This window comes from Paenibacillus sp. S25 (assembly GCF_019454085.1).
In the GTDB taxonomy this organism is placed as follows: Bacteria; Bacillota; Bacilli; order Paenibacillales; family Paenibacillaceae; genus Paenibacillus; species Paenibacillus polymyxa_B.
In genome coordinates, this window is sequence record NZ_CP073683.1 from 5,353,240 (window position 1) to 5,373,137 (window position 19,898).

The following is a 19,898-nucleotide window of genomic DNA, read 5'->3' on the forward strand; positions in this document are numbered from 1 at the left end:
TTAAATGCAATATCAACTCTTATTAGGATATAAAAAAACAAGGGACAAACACAGTAGTTCGTTCCTATTCACATCACTCACAAATACGATGATGTCCCTAGAGGAGGTAGACGTATACAGTCTATTCTATCCATCCAAAACTCTCTGTTGTCAGAAATCCCCCCTTCTCTTGTACTGAAAGCACCAACAAATCCATTCTGTACTAGAACAGGAGTTAGTTTGTCCAACATTAACTTTTGGTTAACTCCACCACCAAAAGCAGGCGTATACCAGATCGGGTTTATACCTAAAACACTCTTCATCCAATCTTTACAAGGGCCGATTTCAATATCATAAAATTCCTGTGGATCGCCATTGTAAGGAATATGATTATGAGCATGCACACCTATAGTCATTCCTGCCTGGCTCATTTCAACTATTTCTTCTGTACTTATATAAAAATCATTTATAAATTTTTGCTTATCGGGAAACAAGGACTGAAAAATAGACTCGAGAAAGATAGTTGCTTCCGTAACAGATAATTTAAAATTAAGCATAAATTTATTGTATCTGCGGAGCTTTTTCTGTTCATACTTATAGATTTGGCTCTCCTCTTCCACACCGCTCGTATCATATGTCCCACTCAATAATTCCCATAACTCTTCATCGGATTTGAAGGAGAGCACCGTGTGTACCAAATGAACTAATGGAACGTTACCTGTGAGGTGTGGACCAGACATGATTGTAAAATATGCAGGAATTCCTTTTCTTTTTAAGATGTCAAAAGCAAACGTATATTGGTCTTTTGTACCATCATCAAACGTTAGTACACACCATGGTTCCGAGTTGGACTTATCAATCTCGTCTAACGAGATAATTCGATGTGTCTTGCTAATTAAATCTAGCTGTTCTTCAAAGTCATGGGGATGCATGGGAACAATCCCACCCCATCCCTTCTTCTCACGTACATAGTGGTACATCGCAGCAATATTACCCATTATCAATTCCACCCTTTAGGAAGTGGCCAAATGTTGGGACGATCCATATCTCCGTCAGTTTTAACAAGATATATGTCATTCACTTCCGTATTTTGAAAGTAACCTTCATTTTTTTTAATTTTCCATACAAAATTAATGGGATTAACACGATAACGAAAAGGCTGGAACAGGCCTGCCAATCCACATTCCTTTGGCGTGTAGTCTATATTTTGTTTTTTAAAACCGATGGATTCCAGAACATGCTCTAAACGATTTGAACTTAACTGAAAATCCGCCGCAACACACCCTTGGTCTCGAGCCCATGACAAAACCCCAGATACCATCTCAATCAAGCGATGATCTGCTATTCCTTCCCAAACATCCGCATTAGCTGGGATGATTTCTATAATCCTTAACACTTTTGTGCCGTGGATACTCTCTTCTGGAGCATATACTCGATCTAGACGTGCAACTACAATCCCTTCAGCAGTGGAATCACCGAAAAATAAATACTTATAGCCCGCACTATTTATATATCTCCATTCCCAAAAAGAGGCGCTACGGTATTGTGAAAGTGAGAACCGATGTTGAATACTTTTAATGTATAATTGCTCTAACTCATCACCCGTAATATTGAGTATTGGGCTGTATGAATGTATCAATCTTTCCTCAACACCTGACATCCATTGTCCAATATCCGAATGATCAAATGGATCATTTAGTAGGTTAACATAACCATTGGCGTCAAGCGGAATGATGTAACGGTTCAAATGATCTGAGTAAGAATACCGCATACGTTCATACATAGGTACCACTTGAAGATTACAACCTAAGGTCAAGCACACCGAATTGTACTTTTCAGCTTCTTTCATAAGCATAATGCCCAAGCCACTGTTTCTGTACTTCTCTGATACAATCCACATGGCGAAACTGATACCTTTATATTGTTCTCCGTTAGAACTATACTCCCCAGGAATGACCCCAAGGAATCCCTCAATACAGCCATTGTCGATCAGCAGTAAACTTTCCGATAAACCATTCTCATCAATCCGATACTGCCAATCAAATAATTCTTTATTATAGATAGCATGCTCTGGAGACCAATTAATTCTCATAAACGCAACCAGCGACTCATAATCAGAATCTTTATATTTTACAATTTCCAATAGCTTTCCCTCCTTTTCACGCGTTATCTTTTTCTACATAACATTTCGAAGGAAATATCAATTATGAATATTATTCAAAATATGCAAAATGCTTTGCACTGAATCTATATTAGCTATTTCATCAATGGGAATAGATACATTAAAATTAGCTTCAAGTTCCATCACTAAATTCAATTGATTGAGCGAATCCCAATTTTCAAAGTCACTTTTTACCGATTCCAACGTCACTTTTTCGACAGACACATTCATAATTTTAGATATTATTGATTGAACCAACTCAAATTTATTCAAAAAGAGCACTCCTTAAGTAAGATATGATGAGGTAAGAATATCTCTCCTAGATCTAATTCATTGTTTTTAGATACATCCCTATACTTCTTTGAAACAAAGTCGTAAAAAGGGTTATTCTTTTCTGTTTTTATATACGTAGCCTTAATATTATGGGGGGAAAAATGCTTGATAACTAAATAAAGCATTGCTTCCTCAATCCCTTTGCCCATGACACGACAACTCATAACAAAATCATGGATTTCAGCCTGACCTTCATCATCACATGAAACCGAAATCAGTCCTGTATAACCTGCATTTCCAAATTTGTCTTCCACCTCAAATAAGATTGCATGATTATTCGGTAGTTCACTCCAGGACCAATACTCTTCAATCGTAAACCTGCGGGTCGCCATGTTAAACTGATTCGTTTTATTCATTAACTGGACAGCACGTGTTAGCAATATTTTATTCAATTTATGTGGAGTCAGCTTAATTTCAAGTGAGTGAAGCCACTCTTCCAATGACCCTACGTTTAACTTTATCGACTCCCGTTCTTGCTCCTGTTTGAACCAGTCTGTTCGTTTACGATCCTCCAACGTTATAGCAGGAGTCTCAAAACAATCCAGTTGGCTAATAAAAACAGGATATTGGGTTACATCTACAGGTAGATCAGGTACATATATTTCAGGAAGAGCTTGCTTGATACGATCTCTTTCAGATGGATTATCATCCAAAAACACAACAGATTGCAGACCTAGATTGAGTTCTTTTACAATTTCAACTACATTGGCTGCCTTGTCGTTCCAGTTGATTCGAATTGAAGAAAAGTCCTTTTTTCTCAGAATCATTTCTGGATGCTGTTCTATCATTTCTAGTGCTATCGGTTCGCTGTTTTTACTGCAAATAGCCAGAATGACACCTCGGTTACTCAAGCTGTACAATTCTTGCTGAAAAAGCTTGAAACTCTCACCGACGGGATCAATCCCCCCCAGTTTGATGTTGTCAATGCCATCGTCACCAATCACGCCACCCCAGAGTGTATTATCCAGATCACAGATAATTAACTTTTTACTTTGTCCGTATAGACCACTAATGATTGATTTTAGCTCATTGGATACAAAGAGAAAAAAATCGCGAGAGAACTGAATTTTCCCAAGTGCATACATTTTAGCATCGTAGCTTTTTTGCTGGATTGCTGCATACCAATAGCTAGAATCAAGAATGATAACATGCTCGTGCTCTTGTAGTCGTTCTGAAAGACGTAGATTCATTTGCATAAGTACATTGCTTAATCCTACATTGTGCTTTAATGTCATCGATTGTATCCAACGGTAATGAGGTGGGAGGGACCAAGACACAACAAAAATATGTTTTGCTTTTCCCTCAGCTCTGATAATAAGCTCACAAAATTGATCGACTTCATTAAGAACATCACCGATATTAACTTCCTTATATTCCAGCAGTTTATTAAAAGAAGGAATTACTTTCTCAGGACTTGTCCATAAAAGCAACATATCCTTTTTTTCCGACCATACGGAGTGATCAGAATTCATAAGAACCTGATTTACTTGATTATAAGGAGCTTCTGTCACTTCTAAAGTCAAATCTTGAAAAGATCCCTCTAGAAAACGAACCATCGGATTTAGATTAGAATCAGAGAGGATTAATAGTTTATTTTTTCTCATTTATTTTCTCCCCCATAAATCAAGGTTCAACTTACTTCATAATGGCGACACTACCACATAAGTCACTTATAGGCGTGTACTTAACACCATGTTCTCTACAATACTCTCTAACCGCCTGTTTTACACCATGAAATCGAGTACTGTTGTAGTCATGGATTATAATATATCCCCCATCTGACATCTTAGGATAGAAAAATTTTAATCCTTCGAGAATAGGCTGATACAAATCAACATCCAAACTAACAAATGCAAAAGTTTCATTCACGTCACTTGCTGATTCTGGAAAATACCCTTTTTTCACAATACAATTTTCTTTATACATCATTTTATTCAGTACTAAGTCCACATCCGAATTGCAAAATTCTCCTGCAACCGAGTTTGAAAAATCCCCTTTATTCTCGTTATCAATATCCTTTTGATCAAAACCGCTAAAGGTATCAAATAAATATAATTGACGATCAGGAAAAACCCGGTTAATATACTTAGAAAATTCCCCCTTAAACACACCGAGCTCTGCTACACTTCCCTTTACTCCGCACTCATTTATTTCATCAGCAATTTGCCGTAATAGAGCCAGCCTAGTATCAAATTTTAAACTCATAAAATAGTCAATAATTTTTTCCTTTTCAATCGACAACTCTTCAGTGAGCTGCTTGTACACTGATTCTCCATGAATATTCGCTATAATTACATAATCGAATACAAGCTTACAAATTTCATTAGGAGCAACGACCGGTTTGGACAAAAATTTCGAGCCTTGTTTAGATACATCATTGTCTGCAAATGCGATAACCTCGAATTCATCACTTAATAGATAATGAACACGAAATCCTCCGTCACCTGCACCAAAAATAACTACCTTTGCTTTATCAATCAAATTCTACACCTCTCCCGAAATAAGCATCATAAACATAATGACTGAATAAATGCTCTTTTTATGCAAAACATAGCTGTGCTAATTGAGTTCAATATTATATTCATCGAAAAAAAGCCTTCATTTGATTAATAACAAAGCTCTGCTCATCCACCGACATATTTGTTCCAGAGGGCAAACAAACTCCTTTTTCAAATAATATTTTGCTAATATCCAAGCCACCTTCATGAGCAAAATACACGGCATCTTTAAAGAGTGGTTGCAGATGAAGCGGCTTCCATACTGGTCGAGATTCAATATTATCTTTTCCTAAATAACCTATTAAATCACTAACGCTTGTACCAATAATCTCAGGGTCTATTATCATTGTTGTCAACCATCGAGTAGACTTACCAAAACTCTTTTCCGGCATAAATTGTATTCCATCAATTCCTGATAGCTCATAGCTATACTTTTCAAAAATTTCTCGTTTCTGTTGAATGCGTTCGTCCAACACACGAAGCTGCCCTCTTCCTATACCAGCCAGAACATTACTGAGACGATAATTGAAGCCTACATCCTCATGCTGATAATGTATCGCCTTTTCCCTCGCCTGAGTTGCGTAGTGTCGCGCTCTACTTAGTGCTTCTAAATCATCTGAAACCAGCATGCCACCACCTGAAGTAGTAATAATTTTATTTCCATTAAATGAAAGAATTCCGAATTTCCCAAGCGTTCCACTCATTTGCTTGCCGTAAGTTGCTCCGAGTGATTCCGCAGCATCTTCTACAATTGGCACCTCGTAATAATCACATATTTTTTTCAAGCGATCGTAGTCTGCACTCTGCCCGTACAAATTGACTATAACTACAGCTTTAGGTTTCTTTCCCTTATCTGCATAAGTCTTGAATGCTCGCTCTAGTGCCTCAGGGGACATATTCCAACTGTCTGGTTCCGAATCGATAAAGACAGGAATTGCACCTTGATATAAGATCGGATTAGCACTGGCAACAAAGGTAAGAGAAGAACAAAAAACAATATCATCCTTCTCCACACCAAGCAATATTAAAGACAAGTGAATCGCTGCTGTTCCAGAACTTAGGGCAACTGCGCCTCCACATCCTAAGTAATTTGCCACCTCTGATTCAAAAGCGTCTACATTTTTACCTAGTGGAGCAATCCAATTGGTTTCAAAGGCCTCTGCGATATATTGTTGTTCAAGCCCGCCCATATGCGGTGAAGATAAATAAATTCTATCTCGATTGGACATTTTGTTTCATCCCTTATCCTTATAGGTTTTTTATTACTTTGGCCGGACAACCCACAGCTATGACGTTCTCTGGCAAATCGCGGATGACACAAGAAGCAGCACCAACGATGGTATCGCGCCCAACACGAACACTAGGTATAAGACTTGCACCTATTCCGATATGAGCACAACACCCGATCTGAACTCCACCTGCCATATGTACACCCGGGGAAATATGCACGAAGTCTTCTATTCGGCAATCATGATCTATAGTAGCCGCCGTATTAACAATGACATGCTCTCCAACGTACGCGTCAGCGTTAATTACAGCATTAGGCATGACAACCGTCCCTTCCCCAATGAATGCGCTGGGTGCGACTACAGCACTTGGATGAACAGCAGTACCAAATTGGATTGAAGCAGCTTTTAATTGACTTACAATCTTCCTTCTGGTTGTATTATCTCCGATTGCCACAACGAACAGTGCCTCTGGATACAGAGATAATAGTTGAGCAATCTGATTACGGCCCCCCAAGATCGGCAATCCGTTCCATGCTTCTTCTTTACAATGGTCATCCAGAATTCCTATGACTTCTTCACCACAGGACCGTAAAATATCCACGATAACCTTGGCATGCCCTCCTGCTCCAAAAACAATATAGCTCAAGGCCGATCCTCCTTAATAGGTAATTGTCTTTTGAATAAGCTGCTCTGACTTGGATGTTCGGTTCAATATATCTACGATGCGAGAGCTGGTGTTATCTCTACTGTAAATATTGTCGGCTGCTTTAACAATTTGTTGGAAAGGCTCAGACATTGCGTACTCTATTGCAGAAGTCAATTCGAGCTCGTCAGCTGAAATATCTATTGTGTTCACAGAACGCTCTCTGCCTGTCTGGCGAGTTCCGATATTAATGACTGGAACATGAAAGGAGGCGGCCTCAATAATCCCCGATGAAGAATTTCCAATTAATATTTTTGCATTTTTCAACATCGTCAGATAATCAAGTTGCTCAAAACTGGTTACAAGGTGCATCCCTTTTCTTGCAGCAAAACGATTATATACATCAACAATCGCATCAGCTCCAGCATCCGAATTAGGCATCACACAAATTACCTCATTCTCCCCAGCCAAGAGAACTTCCATCATCTTACCAAGGATGTGCATATCCGCTTCTTCCGTGGTGACAGGATGATAAGCAAACAGCACATAATCGTTATCTATATTCAGATCGTATTTACGTTTCGTCATCTCTAGCTCAGGCAGGGAAGTGTTCATCATCGTTTCAATTCTCGGAGCACCGACTACATGAATTCTCCAAGGTTCTTCGCCAAGCCTAATTAGGCGCTCTCTGCTTCCATTTGTAGCCACAAAGTGAATGTGGGCCAACTTACTAATCGCATGCCGTACAGACTCATCAATCGTGCCGGAGACTTCTCCACCATGCAAATGAACAAGCGGAATGTTCATGTGAGAGGACACAATCGCAGCTGCAAGCATTTCTCCCCGATCTCCTAATACAACAACAAAATCTGGTTCCAAAGCTTCTACGGCTTGTGTCATGCCCATGATTGCTATTCCAATAGAGCGAGACATATTAGCATGAGTAGATCCCTGCAGTAGACAATCTACCTTAGCAGATACACGAAATCCGTCCTTTTGGATAGCGTCCAATGTATACCCATGCTGTGGAGATAAATGCATGCCTGTAACCAACAGATGGAGCTCCAGAGCATGTTCTTCCTCAAGAGCCCGCAAAACCGGGTAATATATCCCATAGTCAGCTCGTGTTCCGGTAATCACCAATACTTTTTTCATTGCACATCATCCCATGATAGCAAATAGTCTTCATGTACATCCTTTAACAACTGTTTACCAACCAAGTCATCAAAATATTTAGGCTCTATTCCAGTGCCCGGACGCTTGATAACTAGATCTTCTCGAGTTAATTGCTGGCCTGTTTTTTTAGGTGTTGCCATCACAATACTTTTTCTTGCAACGGCTCTGGTACTTTCCTCGGAAGGCATACATCTTTTAACACCATCCCCTAAAGCCTGCTCCACATTTCGAATCGCAAGAACCATCTTTGAAAAGTCAGCAGGCTCCAGTGAAGCCTTATGATCAGGACCTGGAAGATTTCGATTCAATGTAAAATGCTTTTCAATAATTCTAGCTCCCAGTGCTGAAGCAGCTACAGCGATCTCAATTCCAGCCGTATGATCTGAGTAACCTGTGACCTTATTAAAGGCTGTAGATATTGTCTTCATAGCTAGCAGATTCACATCTTCTAAAGGCGCCGGATAGTCAGAAGTACAGTGTAGTAATAGTACTTCACTTTTTTTAAATGCTTGTAACGATTCTCCAATTTCATCTAAATTAGACATCCCGGTCGATAGAATAATCGGACGCCCATAGCTATCAAGCTTCTGAAGAAAGGGGATATTGTTCATATCTCCTGATCCTACCTTGAATGCGTCAATATGAATTGAATTCAGAAACTCAGCACTTTCTTCATCAAAGGGTGTGGAAAGGAAATCTATCCCTTTATCCTCACAGTACCTTTTCAAAAGAACAAAATCCTCAAAGCTCAATTCCAACTGTTTTAACATATCTAGTTGGCTTTCAGCTGAATTGGTATTTTCCGTCTGATAATTAGCCTTCTGGGCGTACTTGGTTACCAGCTTTTCGCTTTTAAAGGTTTGGAATTTCACTGCATCGGCACCGCATAAAATCGCTTGATCAATACACTCGAATGCAAGCTCCAATGATCCGTTATGATTGACTCCTACCTCCGCGATAATATAGATAGGGTGGTTTTCATGATTTGATAAGAAGTTTTGCATGTTATATTCCTCACTCCTACTGCAAGGATTCCTTGTGATTGGATTCTCTCCAAAAATACTCTGCCATTTTTAAATCAAACTCGTCATCTATGTCAATAGATCGTTCTTTAGGCATAATGTAGCCACAATTATTAGGACCAACCAGAGTGTCACTATTCATCAACAGATCTCTTTTTACGATATAGATGGCTCCGTTTAGAGCATGTAGTTCTTTCAGGTCTTGTCTCCTCAAATGCTCCCGTTCACCTTTCAGGTAGGGCGTAAGCCGACCGTTATCCATTTCCCTTAGTAGATAGGGTTGCACTCCAGACAAAGTGACACTTTGAAGTGAATCAGCCTGATGATCTAAAAATATTTTATATGCTTCTTTAATGTCCATAGCATTTCGCAGTGGAGATGTGGGCTGCAGCAGCATAATAACATCAAAAAATTGATTTTGCGTCTGCTCATAAAATTCAACTGCATGCTTCAATACATCAATGCTTTTGGCCTCATCGGTAGCTAGTTCATCGGGCCTTATAAACGGAACAGCCGCTCCGGCTTGGCCCGACACACGAGCAATCTCTTTACAATCCGTTGAAACTATAACTTCGTCCACACAACCACTATTTAGTGCAGCTTCAATGCTATATTGAATGAGCGGTTTATCATGTAACAATCTTATGTTTTTACCGGGTAAACCTTTTGATCCACCCCGCGCAGGAATAATAGCCAAACATTGGTGATTGCTCATCATACAATACCTTTTGTGAAGCCCAATCCGTTCTGTTCAATAAGCTCCCGAATGGCTTTCGGGAAAATCTGTGGTGCAGTCATCGAAGAATATTCTTGACGAATTGCCCTTTGAAAACCTTCATATTCTTGCTCTGCTGTATGAAATAACGAAGGAATGATATACATTTGTCCATTCTCCAACGCTCTTTCCGATTCCTCAAGCGTCATTAATTCCTCATATAGCTTCTCACCCGGCCTGATTCCGGTCTCAATGATTTCTCCACGATAGGGCTTACCAACTGCCTCTTCATACGAATCAACCAAGCATTGGGCCAAGTCCGTAATCTTGAGAATCGGCATTTTCAGTACAAATACTTCTCCGCCTTGCGAATAGTGCGCCGCATCTATGACCAATTGAGCGGCTTGAGGAATAGACATCATAAACCGAGTCATCTCTGCATGTGTAACCGTCACCGGTGTCCCTTTAGCAATCTGATCACGGAATAAAGGAATAACAGAGCCCCTGGATCCCATAACATTTCCAAAGCGGACACAAGAAAAGATGGTACGTTTGCTCCCTTTATACAAGTTGGCGGCAGAAATTAAACGTTCTGATAGCAGCTTCGTAGCTCCCATCGTATTCGTTGGATTTACCACTTTATCTGTGCTGATGGCTACTACTTTTTCTACATTATGCTCAATAGCCGTCTCTATCAGATTTTGTACACCAATAACATTCGTTTTCACTGCTTCCATAGGGTTATACTCGCATGCTGGCACATGTTTGAGAGCAGCAGCATGAAAAATATAATCCACATCCTCCATAGCATAACTCAATCTTTGCTTGTCCCTGATATCACCGATCAGATAGCGGATATTCGTATATTCTTTTAATTCCTGCTGCAGATCAAACTGCTTGCTCTCATCCCTGCTAAAAATCCGTAAGGCTTTAGGGTTATACGATAAAATATTACGTACAATTTCGCTTCCAATCGAACCTGTGCCGCCCGTAACCAGTACAATCTTGTTGGTAAACATAATGACCTCCGGAGTGTAAAACGATTAATTTATATATCTTTATCGATCACTGCATCGCTATCTATTTTTTTATCTAAACGGCGAACCGATTCCGAAAACATTTCTTCGAGTATCGGAATTTGTGTTGTAATATCCTTTAAAATCTTACTAACGTGCTCGTAGATTAAATCAGACTTACGAGTCAACTGATGTTCTGTCACAATGACAGGAAGCACCTGATCAAAACGAGCAACTTCGATAGGCATGATAGACTCAAATATAGGTGAGAACCATGTTCTGTTAGCTATTAGCCCCCACATCTGCTCTATGGATTCCATCATATTTTGAGCCTTTGCTGGTTTAGTCCGGCTAAACTCGCGTAGCTTATTCATAAGCTTGTGAATAGCTGCAATCTCAGAGCGTACATTGGAAAGATCCTCAAGTGTCACTATCAGCTTGTCTCTGACGTCCTGCACCTTATTCATATCAACAGCAAGATTTTTTTTGTTTATCAAATCAGCAATTGCATCATTGTCAACATGTTCCGAAGCCATGAGATCGTAGATCTCTTCCATAGGCTTAAATGGAGCACCCTCAATCGCTGCACCGTTGCGACTTGAATTGACGAATTCAAGTCGTGGAAGGGCAGCAATCAGATTTTCGAGCCCATCCTTCATCAGGGAGAAACTCTCATCTGTAAAGTTGTATGTCCCCTTTACATTCAGCACTTTCTTTGGTGCTTCCTGCACTATCTTATCCGTAGTTTCGGCTGCAAAGTGCTCTATCCCATCTGCGTAAAACTTATTATCAGGAAATGATAAATCCTGACCTGCAAGTATAATTCGTTTAGCCCCTAGACAGGCTGCTACCTGAATAGCCGTTCCTGCAACTGTTTCTGTAGGCGATATAAAAAGCTCTTCTCTACTGAGTCCTAGGAAATACTGAGATACATCATCGCTTTTCATAATACTATGAATTTTTTCTGCGCAATTCTGATCCGAAATCTCATAATAAGATGAGGAGGTAAACAGTAAGGGCTGTTCCCTCGTTGCAGAGGAAGCAAAGATCTTTTTATTCACTGGATGTCCATCCATAATGACAGCAAGGTGAGGCTGAATTCCATGCTTTATTAATGCCTGAATACTCGAGCCTGCTGAAATAATCAGTACATGCGGACGTAATTTTTTCAGGCATTCAATATCCTCCTGTAACGATGGTCCCGAAGATACCACAACCGCCGTTGCACCTTCAAAAGCATAAAAAATTTGTTCAATGGAAGGAGTGTACAGTACATCAGATAGATGATATAAAAAATTTCGAGTCCATTCTTCTCGAAAACGATGCTCTGTATGTTTATCTACCAAAAAGCTATAGCGATATTCCTGAAATTGTTCCTTTACTTCACGCAGCATACTCATATCATCGGTTAGATACTTACGCAGCGCAATAAACACTAAATCTTCCATCATGTAACTACTCAGCATGTGAAACATCATATCGAGTTGAGAATCACCAACTGCTAGCCAGTATAAATTGGGATGCTCCAATAAAAGACTGAGGTCATAGTCTGTTATTGCCTTCCTAAACAGCTGCTCATCCGGCTCGTATACAAACAACCAGTGGTTCGGGTACAATTCGAGGAGATCAGCAATACTGAGCCCTCTTTCAAACCCGTATACAAAAATAATCTTCCCATTCCCAATAGATCCATCAACAGCATTGAGCCAAGCGATATCCCTTTCAAAAGATTCGGTAAACAAAGGTATAGATAAGTCATCATTCGGCAAACTATTTAAATGGGTTGCAACATGAGGAAACCTTTGCTCTAGAATTGTATGGTTTATTTGTAGTTGAGACAAGGTAATACCACCGTTTCGCATTAAGATTTGTTAATTAGTATATCGGATTTACTCTTAATGGAATGAACCTTTTCACAAAAATACCCCTATTCTAACCGAATAGGGGACGCTCCATAAAACATTTTTTATTTGCGATGATCAATAAACAAACTGTCTACAGAATAAGCTTGTTGGTATGCATGCTGCTGCACACGAATGGCTCCACGTTTCTCCATCCATTGACCAGCCTTATCCTTTAGTACATGCATACGCTGCAAAATTACAGAATCGTTACTTAGTATATCACGAATTTTCTGCTTATCATTTTCCGTTAACGATGGTTGATAGGGCTGCATCTGTTCTACAATGCGCTGCCTTTGATCTGCAAACTGTTCAAACTCTTCCTCACTTATATTCAGAAGGTTAGATAACACTGCTTCTGTCCTATGTTGCAGCTCTTCAAGGAGTACTTGCATATTAGGATCTGCCATCACACACTACCAACTACACCAGGCATTTTCATGGCTTCCAACCAAGCTTCCCGTAGGTCAGTCAAATGTTCCAGCACCTCTTGTGCCGGAGCGGCTATTTTGTGAACATTCGCCTCAATCAGCTCATGCAGCATATATTCATACACTCGCAATAAGTCATGGGATATTGGATACTCAAAATTCAACGCAGATATCAACTCGTGTACAATCGCTTGCGCTTTACACAAATTATTATTTGCTTTCTCGTTATCCTTATTCTCTATCCCCTCAATTCCCGCACGAAGGAAACGAATAGCCCCATCGTACAGCATAATTAGCAGTTTAGGCTTGGAAGCAGTTTGCGCTTGAGTCTGCCGGTATTTCTGATAGGGTGTATTGATCAATTGTAAAACCTCCTTTATGACGACATGCCAGTAAGACTCGAAGATGTACTATTATACTTGCTGATTGCCGTCTCCATCGCGGTGAATTTTTTGTAATAGTTAGTTTCAATCATCGTTAGACGGCTAGTCATGTCACTAATTCGACGGTCCAGGCTCGACAATTGCTCTCCCATTGTGCTCGTAGAAAGAAATGAAGCAGTTAGGTCCTTACTTACTTTTGAAGTACCAGCTGTATCTGCCATTCTTTGAAGTGAGGTATTCGAAATTTTCTTTAATTTAGCAAGAACACCATCTTGTTGTGTATATTTATTTGTTAATAGGGTACTTGGGTCCTGTTTCCCGAAAAAGTTCGCGACAATATCTGGATCTTTTTCTACCGCTGCACGCAATTTGTCTGCATCTAGAATAAGCTTGCCTTTGGTATCATACGTCCCCGTAGTGATTCCTAGCTCAGACATCATTAAGGGCTTATTCTTACCATCCGCGTCAACTCTGCCGATATCTACACCTTGGATCATAGCACTACGCATCTCAGATAATGTATCCTGCAGGATAGGATCGTTTCTAAGCATGCCACTCTTGGCCTTGGTTGTCCAGAGCTTGGCTTCATCATCACTCATAGCGGCTCTTTGTTCCGTCGTAAGCGGAGCGTATTTTTTATATCTCTCCTCACCAACCTTGCCATTGAGTGTAGCGAGAACATCATTATATGCATCGACAAAGCTTTGAATATTCTCCACAATCTTATCGGTATCTTTGGTAGCTTCGATTTTTGTAGCAGCACCACCGGCTGCCTTTAGTGTAATATCAATGCCATTAATGGTAAAATTATTTGATGACTTTTTGACTTCAAGTCCATTTACCTTTAGCACAGCATCGGTTCCATTCGTTGAAGACAGTTTAAACTCACTACTAATTTGAGCGTCGATATTGAATGCTTGTGAACCGGTAGTTTTGCTCGTTAATGACAAACCCGATTTGGGGTCATACAGGGCCGTTACTCCTGTCTTACTGTTATCATTAATTTTTTTAACAAACGACTCAATGGTTTCGTTTGCATCCACATCAATAGTAGCCCCACCAACCTGAACCGTGCGAGCTGCTCCATCAGAAAAGGCAAGTTCAGTGCTTGCCTTCTCCGACCATGAACTGTCTGAGACAGATCTTGCAGCAGTAGCGAGATTGGTTACGGAGATATCCAGTACTCCACTGGCAGATGATGAAGCTGATGCAGACAAGGCATCACTATTGCCCGTCACGGTTACTTTCTGGGGATTTATTGAAGCAGTACGGCTTAATGTCGTCAGTTTATCTTGTAGAAATGAAACTATTTTAGTACTGCTTTCGCGATAATTTTCCCTTTTCCATTCCATTAATTGTTTCTGTTGATTCATTTTGTCGAGTGGTACACGCTCAGCTGTCATCAGCTTTTTAACCATTGCATCAACATCCATGCCTGAAGCAAGCCCACTTATTCTAGTTACCATGGTTGTATATCCCCCTATACTTTTTTATCGATAATAATCCCTGCAATTTCCATCATTCTAGCCGCTATATCTAAAATTTTTTCGGGAGGTACCTCACGAATCAGATCGCCCGTTTCCTTGTTCATCACTTTTATCATGATTGCATGCGTCTTTTCATGCACAGAGATCTCAAACGTCTTCTGTGGGCCTTGTATAGCATCAATTACTTTCTGTAGCTCCAAAACTGCTTCCTCATGTGACGGTTGCTTCTGACCGGTGCCGCCTCTATTGGCTGTTCGGGGAGCATCTTGTGTAGCAGCATAATTTGTTTCGGCATCCGAAGGGGCTTCACGTTTTATTCCTGCTGATGACTGAACCGGCAACAGATTCCCGGTGCTAGGGGGGATCATCGAGTCCATAGAATAACCTCCATTAGTATTTTTAAATACAATAGAACCGTTCTATATTTGAAAAGCCAATACATTATATATCGGTAAAAGCGTGTAATTATTTATGAAAAAACTAAAATAAAACAAAAAAAGATCCTGCAAAAGCAGGATCTTTTTTTGTAACGGCTGTCGTTTAAAATTAACGCAGCAACGACAGTACGCCTTGTGGCGCGGAGTTTGCTTGTGACAACATGGATTGCGAAGCTTGCAGCAAGATGTTGTTTTTGGACAGAGCAACCATTTCTTTTGCCATGTCAGTGTCACGAATACGGGATTCGGAAGCTGTCAGGTTTTCTACAGTTGTGCCCAAGTTATTGGAAGTATATTCCATACGGTTTTGCATAGCACCGAGGTTCGCACGTTGCTTAGCAACCGCTTCAATTGCAGCTGTTGTAGCAGACAAAGTAACTGCAGAAGTAAGACCTCTGAAACGAGCGGAACTGATACCTTTAATAGTAATTACGAACTTGTCATCATCAGCTTGGATTTTAACGCCTGCTCCGCCAGAAATTGAAATACCGTTGAATTTTGTGTTGGACAGGATTGCGTCAATTTGACTACCCAATTGACCAAGCTCTGCTTTGATGTTGGATTTATCGCCAGCACTGTAAGTATCATTGGATTGTTGAACGCTCAGTTCTTTCATACGAGTCAGCATGGAGGATACTTCGTTCATTGCACCTTCAGCTGTTTGTGCGAAAGAGATACCATCTTGAACGTTACGTTGTGCTTGTTCCAGACCACGGATTTGACCGCGCATTTTTTCGGAAATGGAGAGACCAGCAGCATCGTCAGCTGCACGGTTGATACGCAGACCTGAAGACAATTTTTCCATGTTTTTGCTTGCTGCCGTGTTGTTCAATTGCATGTTACGGTGTGTATTTACTGCCGGTAAGTTGTGATTGATAATCATTTTAAATTTCCTCCCTGAAATGGTTTGATTCCCACGTCCTTGTGGTATAAGCGTCTTCACAGGTCGGCCGCCCTGAAGAATTACCGCTCTAAACTATATATCGACCCTTAAGCTAGAATTGTTTATAGCATTCAAGCTTTTTTTCGAAATATTTTCTTAGAAGTTTACGACCCGGTTATTTCGATTTAAAATCACCATTTTATATAATGATGACCTTGCCCAAATCCAACCTATAAACATAAAATTTAGTCAAACAAAGGCCGACACTTTACTCGTGTCGGCCTTTCTCAATGAATGTGCACTACTATCATTGGTGGATCAGGACTTTCTTTTCTCCATCTCCAACATAGCACTTTGAATGGCATTGGAATCCATAACTGCAAATTGATTATTTAGCTGAATAGCCTCAAAGACTTCCTTTCGATAGATATCAATATCCTTAGGAGCAGAAATACCAATTTTTACAGTATCGCCATCGACAGAAAGAACCGTGACGACAATATCATTCTGAATTACAATGGATTCACCCTTTTTACGTGTTAATACCAGCATTAGGACTCACCGCCTTTGCTGGACTCTATTTTATTCCACAAGGGATGCTTAATTGTATAGTTCGTATTTTGCAAAACAATTTGCTTTCCCGTCTGCTGTTCAATGTTAAAAATTAAGGGCGCAAGCAAATTAACTGTTGTTTTGGATTGATCACTGTTCCATGTACAAATACATCTTACTGCTATCTGTTCTTGACTGGTAATTCCAATATCCTCTAGGGCATCATCAGATAGTTCAAATTCATAATCTTTAAAGAAATCAAATGGATTTACAGTAATAAAAATAGTCGCAGGCTGCTCTACTGCACTGAAAAGACTAAATAATTCATTATGCTCCTGTAGCTGAAATTCCCGAAGTTGTTCAAATCCTGGTATTCCTTTCGGAAACACATAAAGACTAGTATTTTTATCTTGGTTCTCTTCATCTAATTTCTGTTCTGGGGTCATAAGTAACTCCTCCTATATATAGTAACAAAAAAGCTACGGACCACTCGTCCATAGCTTCAAATCACAAATGTCAAAGATAAAAATCAGCTCATAAAATCCATCAAAGATGGCTGCATGATCTTAGCTGATGATTTCAGGGCGGCTTCATAAATGGTTTGGGCAGATGTAGCTTGAATCATCAGACTAGCAACATCCGCATCTTCCGTTTTAGCTTGAAGTGTCGTCAAATTCAAATTTCGCTCTTCCAAACGGGATTGTATCAGTTCAACCCGATTCGTACGTGCGCCCACTTCAGACAAACTGGTCTGCATTTTAGTAAAGCGGGATTCAATACTTGAAAGCTGACTCGATATTGCTGTACTATTTCCGCTGCTTAGTGCAGAAGATATAGCATCCATGACCTTAAAAACATTATCAGCATCTGTCGATTTCCCAAAAAAATCGCTACCGGATGTATTTACCCGAAATGCATCTTGGTCTCCAACTGCATAGCTGACAGCGGCTTGATCCGGATTGATCTGATCATAACTTGTTACTGTTGCAGAAAGCTGATACGGCATCTGATCATAATTTTGTCCATTAAAAACATACTTCCCACGAAGCTGGCTGTTACCAATATTCATCATTTGTTCTTTTAACTGATCAACTTCCAATTTAATTGAATCCAATCCAGATTGAGGAAGCGTTTCACTTGAAGCCTGAACTGTCAGCTCTTTAAGACGCTTCATTACATCACTGGCTTGTTGCATGGTTGTATCAGTGAAATCTAACCAGCTAACAGCTGCATCTGAGTTTGTCTTGTATTGTTCATTAGAAGCTAACTCGGCTCTGTAACGTAGCGCATAAGTTACCCCTACTGGATCATCTGAAGGCTTATTCAACTTTCGACCAGTCGAAATCTGATTCTCCATTTTACCCATATTATTATTATTTCGATTCAGGTTACTGAGCAGTTGCATACTGGTCATCCCTGAAGTCACTCGAATTGGCATGGCTTACTCCACCTTCTCATTATACTAGAGACCTACGCGGCCTGTACCATTAATCAGTTTGTCCAACAATTGATCAAAAGTTGTCATGAACCGGGAAGCTGCACTGTAAGCATGTTGAAACTTGATCATGTTCGACATTTCTTCATCCAGTGACACCCCGCTGACGGATTGGCGGTTCAAGTCCACTTGCTCGGTCAACAACTGCGCATTTTGCGATTGACGCTCTGCTTCCTGGGTTTGGACGCCTAATTGCCCAACAATTGAACTGAAGAAGTCATCTACCGTAGTAGATTGAGCTTGAGTCGTATTAAAACCAAACTTTACATTTTTCAGGCTCGCCATAGACAATGCCAAAGCATTGTTACCCACGGTTACCTTCTCATTGGCCGTCCCCGTTCCATCTACACGCAAAGAACTGGCAATTTTATTGGGATCATCTTGAATATCCTTATTCAGCGTAATGTTACCGGCTGTAATAGCAGCTCCATCTTTCGAGGTAAAGAACGCCCCCCCTTTTTCTGGAGTTGTACCACTAAGTGTGTATCCCAATTGATGGAGTCCATTAATTCCTTGTACGGTTACTTTCAAATCCGCGGTCAAGGTTCTGTTGTTATTCGCATTCGAGTAAGTAACTGCTGCATTGTTGACACCTGAATTCAGTACCGTTCCCTCAGGCAGAACTGTACCTGCGGGTAAAGTAATTTCAATGTTACCATTCGCCAATGTATTAGCTAACTGGTCCATCTGGGTTCTGTAATCTGCCACATATTTATCTCTGGATAAAATCATTCCGTACACTTCGCCACCAGTTAACGTTCCACCTTGATATGCAGCCTCAAGGCCAGCCGCCGTAATAGCAGTTACCTCTGTGCCTGCTACGGCTATCTGTCCTGCCACCGTTACCTGATAACCGTTATCCAGCTGAGTTACCTGCACATTCGCAAGCTTGGACAACTTATCAACTGCATAATCCCGCTGATCACGCAAGTCATTCGGATTATCCCCAAGTTGTTCCAACTTGTAAATATTACCATTCAAGTCCGCTACAGACTGCAATAACGAATTCATCTCGCTTGTTTTTAATGTAACGTTAGTAGTCAAATCAGAACTGAGTGCATCCAGTTGCTTGCTAGCCTGGTTCATCGCATCTGTCAGAGCAAGTGTAGTCTCTTTTACAATTTTGCGATTCGTGACATCCTGAGGGTCTTGGCTCAGATCGGACCATGCATCCCAGAAATTATCCATGACCTTACGGATACCTGTATCCGAAGGCTCATTCATAATGGTCTCCAGCTTGTTCAGTGTGTCATAGCGAATGTCCCATCCACCTTGAGAAGAACTTTCATTACGATACTGATCGTCCAAAAACGTCTGACGGACGCGTTCAATAGCAGTGAATTCAACCCCTGTACCCATTTGACCTCGTACAACGGAACGATTCAAACCGTAGGCTTCCATAGAGTCTGAGGCCTTCATACTGACCACTTGTCTTGAGTAACCAGCTGTGTTGGCATTTGAGATATTGTGTCCGGTTGTATTAAGTGCCGCCGTTTGTGTGTTTAAGCTTCTTTTCGCAGTTTCTATACCATGAAATGTTGAGACCATGTTTTCCTC

Annotated in this window: 21 protein-coding genes; all 21 read right to left on the reverse strand. The window is 40.4% G+C overall.

Annotated elements, in window-relative coordinates; genetic code table 11:
• Positions 1 to 77: 77 nt before the first annotated feature.
• The 21 genes from KAI37_RS23440 to flgK all read right to left on the reverse strand — a co-directional run bounded on the left by KAI37_RS23440 (position 78) and on the right by flgK (position 19,889).
• Positions 78 to 977, reverse strand: a complete 900-nt coding sequence (locus KAI37_RS23440; protein ID WP_104497794.1) for a polysaccharide deacetylase family protein — start codon at positions 975 to 977, stop codon at positions 78 to 80.
• Between the two features lie 2 nt (positions 978 to 979).
• Positions 980 to 2,122 (reverse strand): GNAT family N-acetyltransferase, encoded by a 1,143-nt coding sequence (locus KAI37_RS23445; protein WP_104497793.1) that lies wholly within the window; start codon positions 2,120 to 2,122, stop codon positions 980 to 982.
• Positions 2,123 to 2,179: 57 nt separating this feature from the next.
• Positions 2,180 to 2,413 carry an acyl carrier protein gene (locus KAI37_RS23450; protein ID WP_104497792.1) on the reverse strand — a complete coding sequence of 78 codons (234 nt, stop codon included), beginning with the start codon at positions 2,411 to 2,413 and terminating at the stop codon, positions 2,180 to 2,182.
• Entirely contained in the window at positions 2,410 to 4,077 is a 1,668-nt protein-coding gene (locus tag KAI37_RS23455; RefSeq protein WP_220030313.1) for an HAD-IIIC family phosphatase, read from the reverse strand. Before KAI37_RS23455 ends, KAI37_RS23450 begins: the two co-directional genes overlap by 4 nt.
• A gap of 31 nt (positions 4,078 to 4,108) precedes the next feature.
• On the reverse strand, positions 4,109 to 4,954 hold the full coding sequence (locus KAI37_RS23460; RefSeq protein WP_220030314.1) for a TylF/MycF/NovP-related O-methyltransferase: 846 nt from the start codon (positions 4,952 to 4,954) through the stop codon (positions 4,109 to 4,111).
• 100 nt (positions 4,955 to 5,054) lie between these two features.
• Entirely contained in the window at positions 5,055 to 6,200 is a 1,146-nt protein-coding gene (locus KAI37_RS23465; RefSeq protein ID WP_220030316.1) for a DegT/DnrJ/EryC1/StrS family aminotransferase, read from the reverse strand.
• Between the two features lie 19 nt (positions 6,201 to 6,219).
• Positions 6,220 to 6,846, reverse strand: coding sequence for an acetyltransferase (locus KAI37_RS23470; RefSeq protein ID WP_220030318.1), 627 nt, complete (start codon positions 6,844 to 6,846; stop codon positions 6,220 to 6,222).
• A 12-nt stretch (positions 6,847 to 6,858) separates the two neighbouring features.
• Positions 6,859 to 7,998: a UDP-N-acetylglucosamine 2-epimerase gene (gene neuC / locus KAI37_RS23475; RefSeq protein WP_053326235.1), complete on the reverse strand. Its 1,140-nt coding sequence runs from the start codon at positions 7,996 to 7,998 to the stop codon at positions 6,859 to 6,861.
• Positions 7,995 to 9,023 (reverse strand): N-acetylneuraminate synthase, encoded by a 1,029-nt coding sequence (gene neuB, locus KAI37_RS23480; RefSeq protein ID WP_220030319.1) that lies wholly within the window; start codon positions 9,021 to 9,023, stop codon positions 7,995 to 7,997. Before neuB ends, neuC begins: the two co-directional genes overlap by 4 nt.
• Positions 9,024 to 9,039: 16 nt before the next feature.
• On the reverse strand, positions 9,040 to 9,738 hold the full coding sequence (locus KAI37_RS23485; protein ID WP_258383015.1) for an acylneuraminate cytidylyltransferase family protein: 699 nt from the start codon (positions 9,736 to 9,738) through the stop codon (positions 9,040 to 9,042).
• A gap of 17 nt (positions 9,739 to 9,755) precedes the next feature.
• Positions 9,756 to 10,775 (reverse strand): UDP-N-acetylglucosamine 4,6-dehydratase family protein, encoded by a 1,020-nt coding sequence (locus KAI37_RS23490; protein ID WP_104497786.1) that lies wholly within the window; start codon positions 10,773 to 10,775, stop codon positions 9,756 to 9,758.
• A gap of 29 nt (positions 10,776 to 10,804) precedes the next feature.
• Positions 10,805 to 12,613 carry a motility associated factor glycosyltransferase family protein gene (locus KAI37_RS23495; RefSeq protein ID WP_220030321.1) on the reverse strand — a complete coding sequence of 603 codons (1,809 nt, stop codon included), beginning with the start codon at positions 12,611 to 12,613 and terminating at the stop codon, positions 10,805 to 10,807.
• A gap of 125 nt (positions 12,614 to 12,738) precedes the next feature.
• Entirely contained in the window at positions 12,739 to 13,083 is a 345-nt protein-coding gene (locus tag KAI37_RS23500; protein WP_209940547.1) for a hypothetical protein, read from the reverse strand.
• Positions 13,083 to 13,466, reverse strand: coding sequence for a flagellar export chaperone FliS (fliS, locus tag KAI37_RS23505; protein ID WP_039271489.1), 384 nt, complete (start codon positions 13,464 to 13,466; stop codon positions 13,083 to 13,085). The genes KAI37_RS23500 and fliS overlap by 1 nt, the downstream gene beginning before the upstream one ends.
• Before the next feature lie 14 nt (positions 13,467 to 13,480).
• Entirely contained in the window at positions 13,481 to 14,953 is a 1,473-nt protein-coding gene (fliD, locus tag KAI37_RS23510) for a flagellar filament capping protein FliD (RefSeq protein ID WP_209940548.1), read from the reverse strand.
• A 14-nt stretch (positions 14,954 to 14,967) separates the two neighbouring features.
• Complete coding sequence (locus KAI37_RS23515; RefSeq protein ID WP_039271493.1) at positions 14,968 to 15,351, reverse strand: flagellar protein FlaG; 384 nt, start codon at positions 15,349 to 15,351, stop codon at positions 14,968 to 14,970.
• A 169-nt stretch (positions 15,352 to 15,520) separates the two neighbouring features.
• Complete coding sequence (locus KAI37_RS23520; RefSeq protein ID WP_039271495.1) at positions 15,521 to 16,294, reverse strand: flagellin N-terminal helical domain-containing protein; 774 nt, start codon at positions 16,292 to 16,294, stop codon at positions 15,521 to 15,523.
• A gap of 318 nt (positions 16,295 to 16,612) precedes the next feature.
• The gene (csrA, locus tag KAI37_RS23525; protein ID WP_220030323.1) at positions 16,613 to 16,846 is read right to left on the reverse strand and encodes a carbon storage regulator CsrA; all 234 of its coding nucleotides are present in this window, start codon (positions 16,844 to 16,846) and stop codon (positions 16,613 to 16,615) included.
• A complete protein-coding gene (locus KAI37_RS23530; RefSeq protein WP_220030324.1) occupies positions 16,846 to 17,292 on the reverse strand; it encodes a flagellar assembly protein FliW in 447 nt (148 codons plus the stop codon). Before KAI37_RS23530 ends, csrA begins: the two co-directional genes overlap by 1 nt.
• Before the next feature lie 83 nt (positions 17,293 to 17,375).
• The gene (gene flgL / locus KAI37_RS23535; RefSeq protein ID WP_075154850.1) at positions 17,376 to 18,284 is read right to left on the reverse strand and encodes a flagellar hook-associated protein FlgL; all 909 of its coding nucleotides are present in this window, start codon (positions 18,282 to 18,284) and stop codon (positions 17,376 to 17,378) included.
• 24 nt (positions 18,285 to 18,308) lie between these two features.
• Positions 18,309 to 19,889 (reverse strand): flagellar hook-associated protein FlgK, encoded by a 1,581-nt coding sequence (gene flgK, locus KAI37_RS23540; RefSeq protein ID WP_220030325.1) that lies wholly within the window; start codon positions 19,887 to 19,889, stop codon positions 18,309 to 18,311.
• Between the last annotated feature and the right edge of the window lie 9 nt (positions 19,890 to 19,898).